At 62.3% G+C, this 12908-nt stretch carries 8 protein-coding genes; 4 read left to right on the top strand and 4 right to left on the bottom strand.

Annotation, left to right across the window (positions count from 1 at the left end):
- The 4 genes from AC1Q6X_RS13015 to AC1Q6X_RS13000 all read right to left on the bottom strand — a co-directional run.
- On the bottom strand, nt 1–3491 hold a 3491-nt coding region (locus AC1Q6X_RS13015; RefSeq protein WP_492497443.1), incomplete at its 3' end, for a YDG domain-containing protein.
- 318 nt (nt 3492–3809) lie between these two features.
- Nucleotides 3810–5153 carry a VWA domain-containing protein gene (locus AC1Q6X_RS13010; RefSeq protein WP_492497441.1) on the bottom strand — a complete coding sequence of 448 codons (1344 nt, stop codon included), beginning with the start codon at nt 5151–5153 and terminating at the stop codon, nt 3810–3812.
- A gap of 9 nt (nt 5154–5162) precedes the next feature.
- Nucleotides 5163–6416, bottom strand: coding sequence for a TerD family protein (locus tag AC1Q6X_RS13005; RefSeq protein WP_492497439.1), 1254 nt, complete (start codon nt 6414–6416; stop codon nt 5163–5165).
- A 251-nt stretch (nt 6417–6667) separates the two neighbouring features.
- Nucleotides 6668–7243, bottom strand: a complete 576-nt coding sequence (locus AC1Q6X_RS13000) for a TerD family protein (protein ID WP_070291613.1) — start codon at nt 7241–7243, stop codon at nt 6668–6670.
- A 204-nt stretch (nt 7244–7447) separates the two neighbouring features.
- On the opposite strand from AC1Q6X_RS13000, the gene AC1Q6X_RS12995 reads away from it, so the two are divergent.
- The 4 genes from AC1Q6X_RS12995 (at nt 7448) to AC1Q6X_RS12980 (ending at nt 12907) form a co-directional block, all read left to right on the top strand.
- On the top strand, nt 7448–8233 hold the full coding sequence (locus AC1Q6X_RS12995) for an alpha/beta fold hydrolase (RefSeq protein WP_492497436.1): 786 nt from the start codon (nt 7448–7450) through the stop codon (nt 8231–8233).
- 8 nt (nt 8234–8241) lie between these two features.
- The gene (locus AC1Q6X_RS12990; protein WP_121669778.1) at nt 8242–8727 is read left to right on the top strand and encodes a dihydrofolate reductase; all 486 of its coding nucleotides are present in this window, start codon (nt 8242–8244) and stop codon (nt 8725–8727) included.
- A gap of 238 nt (nt 8728–8965) precedes the next feature.
- Nucleotides 8966–11218, top strand: a complete 2253-nt coding sequence (locus AC1Q6X_RS12985) for an arginine/lysine/ornithine decarboxylase (RefSeq protein WP_070224452.1) — start codon at nt 8966–8968, stop codon at nt 11216–11218.
- 297 nt (nt 11219–11515) lie between these two features.
- Complete coding sequence (locus AC1Q6X_RS12980) at nt 11516–12907, top strand: sigma-54-dependent transcriptional regulator (RefSeq protein ID WP_492497434.1); 1392 nt, start codon at nt 11516–11518, stop codon at nt 12905–12907.
- Nucleotide 12908: the final 1 nt, after the last annotated feature.

Raw genomic sequence — 12908 nt, 5'->3', positions numbered from 1 at the left:
AGCTGGCCGCCGCTGACGGTCACGGTTTTGCCGCTGCCGGCATTCTTGTCGGCAAACGCACCCGTCAATGCGCCCAAGGCGAGCGTTTCGTTGCCGACCAGGCCCGACAGCGTGCCGCCGGTCAGCGTAGCCGCCGTGCCGCCGTCATAGATTTTATTCGCGGCCGACACGCCCGTGATACTCAGCGCCTTCGGCGTGATGCTGGCCGTGCCGCTCGCCTGGTCCGTGATCGCATAGTTGCCCGCGTCCGCGCCGCCATGCGCGCTGGTCAGGATCACCGTCTTGCCGTTGCCGGCGTTCTTGTCGGCAAAGGCGCCGGTCGCGCCGACCGTTACCGCATCGCCGGCGACCAGGCCCGTGAGCACGACGTTCGATGCATTGACCGTGGCAGCCGTGCTGCCGTCATAGACCTTGCTGGCGGCGGTGATGCCGGATACCGTCAGCGCCTTCGGCGTGATGTCGGCCGTGACGCCTGCAGGCTGCGAGAACGTGTAATTCGAGGCCAAACCCGTACCATCCGTTAGCGATATTGTCGACAAGCTCACCGCCTTGCCCGTGCCAACGTCCTTGCTGGCAAACGCACCGGCAATAGCGCCCAGGTTCAGCGTCTCGCTACCGACCATGCCGGATAGAGCTCCCCCCGACAGCGTGGCCGCCGTGGTGCCGTCATAGACCTTGTTTGTTGCGCTGATACCGCTGACGGTGAGCGCCTTGGGCGTAATGAACACGGCATTGCTTGCGCTGGCCGCGCCCAGGCCGGGCAGCTGATAGTTGCTGGCCAGGCCGTCCACGCCGTTGAGCAGCGACGCCGTCGTGATCCAGCGCGCTGAAGCGGCGTTGGCGCTGTTGGCGGTCGCGCCGCTCACGCCGAGGTCTTCGCCGGCGACCAGATTGCCGAGGATGAGGCTCGAGAAAGCAGCCGATCCATCGTACGTCCTGGTGCCGCCAAGTGTGACCGTGCGCGCAGTGATTTGCGCCGTAGCGCTGGCGGAGTTAGCCGCCAGGCTGTAATTGCCCATGTCCGCGCCGCCGAGCGTAATGCCCGAGATATTGACGGAGTACGTGCCCACGTTCTTGGCACCGAAAGTACCCGTGCCGCTGGCCGTGACGACATCGCCTGCGATCGCGCCGGCCACTGACACTGCAGCCGTCGTGTTGCCGTCATAAACCTTGTCGGCGGCGCTGGGCGTCAGCTGTTTTTGCGTTATGGAAAAGCTGCCGGTGTTGAAATACCCGACCGCATACGTCGTGCCGCCCGTCGTGTAATTGGTGGGGTTGGCCGATGCAGCCACGAGCTTGGTATACGTGCCGACGTTCTTGCTGGTGGTAGCGAAGGCAGGCGCCGGAACCAGATTCGACACCGAAAAGTTAGCAATGTCGGTGGTGGCCGAATACGTCAGGCCGTAGGTCGCTGTATTGCCATCGTAGATCTTGCTGCCGGAACCGGCTTGGGTAATGAACAGCGCGCGCGTGGCCATGTCCACGGCTTGGTACGTCGCATAGAGGTAGCTGTTGTTGGAACCCGGAACGACCATCGTCCCGCAATTGGGCAGCTGTGCCGAACAGCTGGACAGCTGAGGTGCCTGCGTGTAGGCCGACAACTGGGGCGCGCCGTTGACATAGACCAGCCAGCCGGCGACCGACGGGCCCTGGAATACGACTTGGGCACGGCTTCCATATGAGACCAGTCCAATGGCTCCCGCATTGAGGTCGGCAGACGTATAGTTGCCTGGCGTGGCGTTGACCGCGTTCAGCAGCATCGTGCCGCCTGTAGTGGACGAGGCCAGCGTGGTCACCGTGTTCGAACCGCCCTGGAATGCCAGGCCAAACGTCTTGATGCCTCCGGTGCTCTCGCCGTTAATGAGCAGATTGCCGCTGCCCGACCTGATCGTGGCATTCGACTGGATGTACACCCCGGCCGTCGCGCCGCCGTAGCTGCCATTGTTTGAGCCGACGAGCGAGCGACCGTTGATCGTGATATCCCCGCCGCCTGAATCGATGGCTTTGCCGGTGCCGATAATAATGGCGGGGGTGCTGGAACTGGTGTTGAGCGCATAGGCGATGTTGCCGTTCACGCTGCCGTTGGCGCCTCCGACGAGGATATTGCCGCCATTGGAGGACAAGTTGCCGGCAACGTTGACGCCGCCCGTCGTGGCGCCCGCTGCATTGCCTGCCGACAGTGTCAGGTTCAACCGCCCCGATGTCGACGTGACGTCGGCACCCACGACGATGTTGCGGTCGGCACGCAAGGTCAGGCTGGCATCGCCGCCAGCGGTCTTGGCGATCGGGCTGGATACCGTGATATCGCCGCTGCCGCTGCCCGTCACGCCCGTGCCGCCCGGTGCCTGGGTCGTTATGGTGACGTTCGTGCCCTGGTTCAACGCGCCGGTAATGGTGGTAGCCGCCGCCAGGTTGATCGTGTAATCGTAGGGATCGACGAGCCAGTCGCCACCCTTGCCTGCGGCCGCGCCAGCGTTGACAACGAGATCCGGTGCTGTATTGACATGGGCCGCCGAAGTCTCGATATCGCCGCCGTTACCGCCATGCGGCGCGCTGGCGTCCAGCAGTCCACCGGCATGCAAAGTACCGGACTGCATGTCGCCCAGCAGCAAAATCTCGCCGCGCTTGCCCGTCGCGAGCGTGCGCGCCTGGATAATGCCGGTATTGTTGATCACCGAGCCAGTGAGCTCGCCGGCGGACTTGGCCGTCATGAGCACCTTGCCTCCGTCTGCACGGATCGCGCCGCCGTTTTCGACCAGCGCGTCAACTGCGCCCTTCTGCACCTGCAACTTGACGGGGCCGCCAAAATCGACCAGCACTTCGCTGCCGGCGCCGAACAGGACATTGCCGCGTTCGGCTCCGATCTGTCCGCTATTTTGTACCCGGGCTGCCACCAGCACGATGTTGCCGCCGGCAGTGGCATTAATGGTGCCCTGGTTCGCGACCGTGCCAGTGCTCTTGCCCGCGAGCTGGTAGCGGCCCGCCATAAAATCATCGGTGCCCATCGACAATGTGGATGCCAGCAGGCCACCTACGTTAACTTGTGCCGTTGGACTGAACAGCACGCCGTTGGGATTGACCAAAAACACATGGCCATTCGCATTCAGTGCACCCTGGATAATCGATGGGTCGGCGCCCACCACGCGGTTCAGTGCGACCGATGAGGCGGAAGGCTGCACGAAGTTGACTGTATGACCTTGTCCAATGGAAAAAGATGTCCAGTCAAGCGCTGCTTTCTGGCTGGACTGGTTGACCGTCATCGTCTTTCCTGCATAAGCCACCGATGCCTGGCCTGCTACAAGCTGCCCGTGCGTGGGCAAGGGACCAGCGGCGGCGGCGATACCACTCGCGGCACCTGCCAGCAGCGCAACTGCCGTCTGACGGCGGCGCGTGCGCGATGTAGTCGATTTTGTCCGCCCGGAAGCGAATTCCGAAACCGCCTGCCACAAACCGGTCGTGGCATTCCATACAACGCGATAGATATGGTTCATACAAACCTCTATTCAATGTGCTTTGTCAGCGTGCCACCAAGCGAGGCGACACGGAAAATAGTAGGAGTTTGTCGCGGCCTTGCGCAGTTCTCTCGACGTATGTGGGCGGGAGTTCCAGGCAATAGCAGACAAAACACGTACAGGCACAACTGCGGGTCTGGGCGGATGTGGAAGGCTGTCGTCTATGACAGCTTCTTTTTGGATGGTGCGATATGCTCAAGCATCGCATAAATTGCTGCTTCAGAGCAATCTTTTATGATTAGTATCAAGTCAGATGCGGTATCTGCGCAACACCTATGCGACGCTCCTGCTCTTCAGCTAGCTCAGCAAGCCATGGCCGCGCGCCAGTTTCAGCCAGCCCGGATATTCCGTCATCAATAAATCATACAGTTCTGCGTCGCTGTGCTCGTCGGGCGAGCTGACGGAAAAGTAATTGGCGTTGTCGACCAGGCGGCCCTGCAGTTCGTCGAGCTTTTCCAGAAACGGGAAATCGGAATCGGCAAAGGCGGCGAGGAACTTGCTTTTCGACTTGCGTCCCTTGCCGATGCCCATGAATTGCCAGAAGATGGGCTCGTTGCTGGCCCAGCGCAACTGTTTCTCCGTTGTCGCCTGGTCGCTGGTGCCGCCATCGGTGACGAACATCACGTACACGGGCAGCTCGGCCGCGACGGGCCGCGTGCGCTCGCCGCCGGCCTTGTCTGGGAAATAAAACGCGCGGATCGCCTGCATGGCGGCGCCATAGCGCGTGTCGCCTTCCAGCGGATGACGCTGTATGGCCTGGCCCACGTAGGTATTGCAGTTGCTCAAGGCCATCGGCGCCGGATGGTGGACGTTCTTGCCAAAAAGAAAAACGTCGATCTCGCCATCGTCGTCGAACTTGCAGCCCAGCGCCAGGATGCGCTCGGCAAAGCGCTGCACCAGCCCCTCTTTATACAGCCGTCCCATGGAGCCGGAAATATCGAGGCACAGGCACACTTTGGCCCGATGGTCGGACAGACCCACTTTTTGCAAGGACACGCCCGCCTGCTTGACCAGGCTCACCAGTTGCGGCGCCTCGCGTTCGACGCGCTTTTCCAGATTGATCTTTGCCTGCATGACGACAGAGGCGGCCGCAGGCGCGGCAGGGGTGGCAGGAGAGGCCTGGTCGACTTCGCCGCCGAAGTGGCGCACCAGCGCATCGAGTCCCCCATTGAAACCCTGGCCCACGGCCATGCAGCGCCAGCCGCCATCCTTGCGGTAAATTTCTGCCAGCATGACGGCTTTTTCTTGCGCAAAATCACTGCCCGCGAACGCGAAGCGGGCCAGCTCGCGCCCGCCCGCCTGCAAACGCACGTGGCCCGATTGCAGTTGCGACATCACGCCGCCGCCATCAATGGACGCCGTCACGACGAGGCGGTTGATTCCGGCCGGCAAGCGCGCCAGCTGCAAGGCAAACTCGGCCATGTCGCCGCCGCTGCCGGCGCGCGCTTCCACGCCGCCGCACGGCGTGCGCGGCTGGTTGAAAAAAGTCATGTAGCGCTCGTCGGACAGCTTGCCGTTGGCATCGAGGCCGAAACAGGCCACGTCCAGCGCCAAGCCCTGGGCGGCAACGCCGACCTGCAAGACGCCATCGGGAACGAGATTGGCCAGCGGCAGACGCTGACCCTTGGACAAGGTTTCCATCAGTATCTCCTAGGCGATATAGCGGCGTGGATTGTCCGCATTGCAATCATCTTCATCTTCCTTGTCCTCGCCCTTGAAGACAACGGGGCCGTTGAAGGCCAGTTGCAGATTCTCGCCCTGCCAGCTCAGCCACGGCGTCGCTTCGCTGCCGGGCTCCGACGTCTTGCCGGACGGCTCGAGGATGATGCTGTCGGGCGTGACGCGCGCCATGCCGATTACATAGGTGTAGACGGAATCGTCCTCGGCCGCCTTGGACAGGCGGAAATCGAAGTCGCACTCGACGATCTGCTGGCCATACTGCATGACCATCTTCGGCCGCATGGAGGCCACCGACACGGCGCCATTGGCCACCGCCGAATACACGCTGAAGACGAGGCCCACCGTGCCGCCATAGTGTTGCGCCAGCGCAGGATTGACTTCCACCGTTTCCGTGGCCGGTTCCTTGCCCGATGCGCCCGCCACGTCGCCCAGGTGGCGCATGAAAGGCATACTGTCGAAGTTGCCGGCCGCGTCCGGTGCCTGGATGAAGCGCATCTGGCCGTTCGGCAAGAGGATACCGACGCGCAAGTCGAGATCGTCGTTATCGTCATCGCCATCGCCGTTATCGACCCAGGTGGCCTTGACGGTCAGTTTGCTCGGCGCGCCCGCGCCCTTTTCCAGCGACACCTTGTGCGTCTGCCCCGCCTTGGTCAGCGAAATTTTCGACAAGGAAATCTTGGGTGCCGGCGCCGGTTCCGCCGCCGCCTGGGCCACTTCGCCGCCGAAATGCGCGACCAGTGCGTCCAGGCCGCCATTGAACCCCTGGCCCACGGCCATGAAGCGCCAGCCCCCGTCCTTGCGGTAGAACTCGCCCAGCATGACGGCTTTTTCTTGCGAAAAATCAGACCCGGCAAAGGCGAAGCGGGCCAGTTCGCGCCCGCCGTCGAGCAGGCGCAGGTAGCCGCTGCCCAGCTGCGCCATGGTGGCCGCCCCATCGATGGCGGCCGTGACGACGAGGCGCTCGATGGAAGCAGGCAAACGGTCCAGCTGATAGCTGAAGCCTGCCGCATCGCCGGACGGCGCCGATGTTTCCACGCCGCCGCACGGCGTGCGCGGCTGGTTAAAGAAAGTCATGTAGCGGTCGTCGGACAATTTGCCGGCGGCATCGAGGCCGAAACAGGCGAAATCCAGCGGCACGCCGGCGCTGGCGAGCCCCAGTTCCACGACGTTGCCCGTGACGAGGCCGGACAGCGCCAGGCGCTGCCCCTTGATCAGGTTTTCCATGGGATTATGTATTCAGATGTGAGAGTTTCGGACAACGGCCCAGGGCGAGACGCGTCGTCCGAAGACAGTACGAATAGTACGGAACGTGCATGGCGACGCAACGCCGCCATGGGCCGCTTTTTTACATTGCAACGCCTGACAAAACCGTAGCGAGCGGCAACGAGTTGTGGCCGAGACGCGGAGCTGTGCTTTAGCACAGTGAGCATCGGAGGCCGCAAATCGCGACGCGCAGTAGGTTTTGACAGGTGTTATTAGGCGTTGATGCCGAAAGAACGTGCCAAGGGGCCCAGGCCGCCTTTGAAACCCTGGCCGATGGCCTTGAATTTCCATTCGCTGCCGGCGCGGTAGATTTCGCCGAAGATCATGGCCGCTTCCGTCGAGCCGTCTTCCGACAAGTCGTAGCGGGCGATTTCCGTGCCGTTGTCGCCGTTCAGGCAACGGATGTAGGCCTTGCCCACCATGCCGAAGTTTTGCTTGCGGTTTTCCGCATCGTGGATGGTGACGGCCACGGCGATCTTGTCGATGTCGGCCGGCACGTTGGCCAGGTCGACGGCGATTTTCTCGTCGTCGCCGTCACCGCCGCCCGTGGTGTTGTCGCCCGCGTGGACGATGGAGCCGTCAGCCGACTTCAGATTGTTATAAAAAATGAAATCAGCGTCGGAACGGGCCTTGCCATCCGTTTTCAGCAGGAAGGCGCTGCCGTCCAGGTCGAAAGCGGCGCCATCGGTGGCGCGCGGGTCCCAGCCCAGGCCAATCACGATTTTCTTCAAGCCAGGAGCTTCCTTGCTCAAGTTGACATTGCCGCCTTTTTGCAAACTGATCGCCATGGTGTTTCCTCTTTAATGTGTGGGTTGCATTCGGTGTTTCAGGTCACGTCGCCGGTACCCCGGCTTGATGAGCCATGAGCCTACCATAAAGTTCCTGCTTGTCAGCGGCGCACTATTGAAAATAATGCCATGCGGAAAATGCCGTACGGCTGTCCTAATACGCAAAATAACGGATAATGCCGCTCGACAAAAATTTTCACCCTCATGAGCGACTTGAACCCAGGTTTGTCCTTGAACAATACCAAGATACGGCTCGACTGCATCCCCGGCACCCTGTGCGACGAGCGCCTGTGGTCGCGCCTGGCCCCTGCCCTGGGCGGCGCCTTTGATCTACGGCATGTGCCGCTGCACGAGGCGCGCACGCGCCCGGAGATGCAGACACTGATTGCCAACCATAGCGCGCCACGGGCCCACCTGGTGGGCTTTTCGCTGGGCGCCTACCTGGCGCTCGAACACGCGCTGACGCACCCGCAACGCGTGCAATCCTTGACTTTGATCGCCAATTCCGCCAAAGGTTTGCTGCCGGCGGAAATCGAAGCGCGCCAGCGCATCGTCGCCATGCTCGAGCGCAATGCCTATGCGGGCATCACGCGCCAGCGCCTGCGTGAACTGCTGCACCCGTCGCACCTGGACGATGCCGCCATCACGGGCCTGATCCGGCAAATGGGCCTGGACCTGGGCAAGGACGTGCTGCTGGCGCAATTCATCACCACGATAGACCGCCCCGACCTGATGGCACGCCTGCCGGAACTCGATTTCCCCGTGCTGATCGTGGGCGCCGAAGACGACAAGCTCGTCCATCCCGACGATTTGCGCGCCATGGCGGCCCGCCTGCCGCATGCCACCTTGCACTTACTAAAAGACAACACCGGCCACATGATTCCGCTGGAAGCACCAAGCGAGCTGGCGCAAGCCATGCGTGCGCATCTGGAGGCTGCCGGCAATTTCAACGATAATGACGGGCATCGGGCCATGCCCCCACCACTTTGACAGAAGCAATGAGCCATTTGACCATCATCGTCGCCACCGACCAGCAAGGCGGCATCGGCATCAACAACACCTTGCCGTGGAAACTGCCGGAAGACCTGGCGCATTTCAAGCGCCTGACGACGGGCCACCCCATCCTCATGGGCCGCAAGACCTTCGATTCCATCGGCCGGCCGCTGCCGAACCGCCGCAACATCGTCATCACGCGCAATGCCGACTGGCGCCATGAGGGCGTGGAAGCGGTGCCGTCGGTGGAAGCGGCCATCGCCCTGCTCGATGGCGCCGAAGGCTACGTCATCGGCGGCGCCGAGATTTACCGGCAGTCACTGGCCCTGGCCCAGCGCTTGATCATCACGGAAATCGGCCAGACCTTTGATTGCGACGCGTTTTTCCCTGCCGTTGACCATGCCGTGTGGCAAGAAACCGCGCGCGAGGCCCATGTTTCGGAGAAATCCGGCCTGCCTTACGCCTTTGTCACGCTGGAACGCAAAGCCTGATAAGGTGATGTCGATCGCCAGCATGTTGCTGTAATACCCCTGTCACACCCATGCGTCACGCTAGCGTACGCTTGTGACGCTTTGATGCGATATTTTTTTCCCGCAGACGCCGCATTTCTGCGAGAATCCCGTTCTTATTTTTTTTCTGCGGCTGCCGGGTTGTACGACCGCCTGACCGTCGCGCCCTAGTCCGCCCCTTCACATCTGTCAGGGGCGGCTTGCTTTTTTGGAGACATGCATGAAATTTCGTTTCCCCATCGTCATCATTGACGAGGATTTCCGTTCTGAAAATACGTCCGGCCTGGGTATTCGCGCCCTTGCCGCCGCAATGGAAAAAGAAGGCATGGAAGTGCTGGGCGTGACCAGCTACGGCGATTTGTCGCAATTTGCCCAGCAACAATCGCGCGCGTCAGCCTTCGTGCTGTCGATCGACGATGAAGAATTCGGCGGCGGTTCCATCGAGGAAACCGACCATGCCTTGAAATCGCTGCGCGCCTTCGTCGAGGAAATCCGCTACAAGAACGCCGATATCCCGATTTATCTGTATGGCGAAACGCGCACTTCGCGCCACATCCCCAACGATATCCTGCGCGAACTGCATGGTTTCATCCACATGTTCGAAGATACGCCGGAATTCGTCGCGCGCCACATCATCCGCGAAGCGAAATCCTACCTGGACGGCCTGTCGCCGCCGTTCTTCCGCGCGCTGGTGCACTACGCCAACGATGGTTCCTACTCGTGGCACTGCCCCGGCCACTCGGGCGGCGTGGCCTTCCTGAAGTCGCCGATCGGCCAGATGTTCCACCAGTTCTTCGGTGAAAACATGCTGCGCGCTGACGTCTGCAACGCCGTCGAGGAACTGGGCCAGCTGCTCGACCATACGGGTCCTGTCGCCGCGTCCGAGCGCAATGCGGCGCGCATCTTCAATGCCGATCATTGCTATTTTGTCACCAACGGCACGTCGACCTCGAACAAGATGGTGTGGCACTCGACCGTGGCACCGGGCGACATCGTCGTCGTCGACCGCAATTGCCACAAGTCAATCTTGCATTCGATCATCATGTGCGGCGCGATTCCCGTGTTCCTGATGCCGACGCGCAATCATCTGGGCATCATCGGCCCCATCCCGCTGCATGAATTCACGCCGGAAAGCATTGCCCGCAAGATCGAGGCGAACCCGTTCGCGCGCGAAGCGAAGAACAAGAAGCCGCGCATTCTCACCATCACGCAATCGACCTACGATGGCGTGATCTACAATGTGGAAACCCTGCGCGAAATGCTGGACGGCAAGATCGACACCCTGCACTTCGATGAAGCATGGCTGCCGCACGCCACCTTCCACGATTTCTACAAGAATATGCACGCCATCGGCAAGGACCGTCCGCGCGCCAAGGAATCGATGATCTTCTCGACCCAGTCCACGCACAAATTGCTGGCCGGCCTGTCGCAGGCCTCGCAAATCCTCGTGCGCGAATCGGACACGGTCAAGCTGGACCAGGATGCCTTCAACGAGGCTTACCTGATGCACACCTCGACCTCGCCGCAGTATTCCATCATCGCCTCGTGCGACGTGGCCGCGGCCATGATGGAAGCGCCGGGCGGTACGGCCCTGGTGGAAGAGTCGATCATGGAAGCGCTCGATTTCCGCCGCGCCATGAAGAAGATCGACCAGGAATGGGGCCAGGACTGGTGGTTCCAGGTGTGGGGTCCGTCCACCTTCAACGACGAAGGCATGGGCCAGCAGGAAGACTGGATGATACGCGCCGAGGATGACTGGCACGGTTTCGGCGACCTCGCTCCCGGCTTCAACATGCTCGACCCGATCAAGGCGACCATCGTCAACCCGGGCCTGTCGCTGGACGGCCAGTTCGGCGACACGGGCATTCCCGCGTCCATCGTCACCAAATACCTGGCCGAGCACGGTGTCATCATTGAAAAATGCGGCCTGTACTCGTTCTTCATCATGTTTACCATCGGCATCACCAAGGGCCGCTGGAATACCCTGCTGACTGCGTTGCAGCAATTCAAGGACGACTACGACAAGAACCAGCCGATGTGGCGCATCCTGCCGGAATTCGCGGCGGCCAACCCGCGCTACGAAAAAATGGGCTTGCGCGACCTGTGCCAGCAAATCCACGATTTCTACAAGGCGTACGACGTGGCGCGCTTGACGACGGAAATGTATCTGTCGGACATGATCCCCGCCATGAAGCCGTCGGACGCGTTCGCCAAGATGGCGCACCGCGAAATCGAGCGCGTGGCCATCGACGAACTGGAAGGCCGCATCACGTCCATCCTGCTGACGCCGTATCCACCGGGCATCCCGCTCTTGATCCCGGGCGAGCGCTTCAACAAGACCATCGTCGACTACCTGCGCTTCGCGCGCGACTTCAACGAGCGCTTCCCGGGCTTCGAGACGGATGTGCATGGTCTGGTGAAACGCGAAGTCGATGGCAAGCGCGGTTACTTCGTCGACTGCGTCCGTCAGTAACGGTTCATCCAATCTGCTGCGCGTCGCGACTTGCGGCCTGCGATGCTCACCGTACTTCAGTACGGTTGCGCTTCTCGGCCACAATTCGCTTCCGCTCGCTACGATTGAATGCACCGTCGTGACGTTCGTTAAAAACGGTTAATTCTGACGTTTGTTGTACGTCATTCAATAGCGCCGCCTGATGTGAGTCAGGCGGCGTTTTTCATTGTGCGCCTTCCGCGCACGCTTGTGCCAGATCAAACGGCTGGGGTATCGGGCTTCTAAGATGGGCGACTCGTGCCCTGTGATGGCTGGCATATGATGCTCAAGGTGTGGCTGGAAATCGTGCAGCAGGCGGCGGCTGGCAGTGGCGCCTTGCTGATGACGGCCTTGAAGCAGGCTCAGGTAACTATAGCCCGGCGGCACGAAGGTGAGGAGGATGCAGCGGGCATCGTGTTGTTTGCCGAGGCCGACGCCGCGCTGCTGCGAGCACTGCCGGCGCTGTGCGGTCATGCCCGCGTGCTGGCCATTGCCGCCTGCGGCCAGTCCCCCAGCTGCGCGCAACAGCGCGCGCTGATGGCCGCTGGCGCACGCGACGTGCTGCTGTGGCCGGCGGGCAGCGTCGATGCGGGCCCGGTGCTGGCGCGCCTGCAGCGCTGGCAAGCCGTGGCGCAGCTGCTGGCCTCCAGCGCCGTGCGCCGGCAGCTGGTGGGCGACAGCGCCGCCTGGAGCGCCCTGCTGCACCAGGTGGTGGAAATGGCCGCCTTCAGCCAGGCGTCGATGCTGATCACGGGTGAAACGGGCACGGGCAAGGATTTACTGGCGCAACTGGTGCACCGCCTCGGCAACTACTGCAGCGGCGGCTTCATCGTCCTCGACTGCACCACCCTGTCGCCGGAACTGGCGGGCAGCGAACTGTTCGGCCATGAACGGGGCGCCTTTACGGGCGCGGCGGCCGCGCGCGATGGCGCTTTTGCCCTGGCGGACGGCGGCGTGCTCTTCCTCGATGAAGTGGGTGAATTGCCGTTGCCGCTGCAGGCCCAGCTGCTGCGCGCCATCCAGGAGCGCAAATACAAGCGCGTGGGCGGCAATACCTGGCAGCCAACCCAGTTTCGCCTCGTCTGCGCCACCAACCGCGAGCTGGAAGACGAAGTGGCGCGCGGCGCCTTTCGCGCCGACCTGTATTACCGCATCGCCGGCTGGCGTTGCCAGACGCCGCCCCTGCGCGAGCGCCAGGACGACATCCTGCCGCTGGCCCGGCATTTCCTCGCCGAACTGGCGCAACAAGAGCCGCCCCCGCTGGACGCCGCCGTGCGCGAATATCTGCTGCTGCGCGATTATCCGGGCAATGTGCGCGAACTGCGCCAGACCGTCACGCGCATCTGGCACCGCCATTGCGGCCCCGGCCCCATCACCATCGGCGCCTTGCCGCCCGAGGAACGGCTGCTGGCGCCGGCCTGGCCCGACCAGCATTTCGAGGCGGCCGTGCGGCGGGCCCTGGCCCAAGGCTGCAAGCTGTCGCACATCACACGCTGCGCCGCCGACGTGGCCATCCGCCTGGTGCTGGCCGAAGAACACGGCAACAACCAGCGCGCCGCCGCCCGCCTGGGCGTGACGGACCGCGCCCTGCAGATACGCCGCAAGGCGGCCGCCTGCACGGCGCAAGCCGCTACTGCCGCGACACCGCTGGCCACGCCAGCCGCCCTGTGAT

This window comes from Janthinobacterium sp. GW823-FHT06H09, assembly GCF_058794735.1.
Note: the sequence above shows the minus strand (reverse complement) of the source record. Positions and strands in the feature narration are given on the sequence as shown.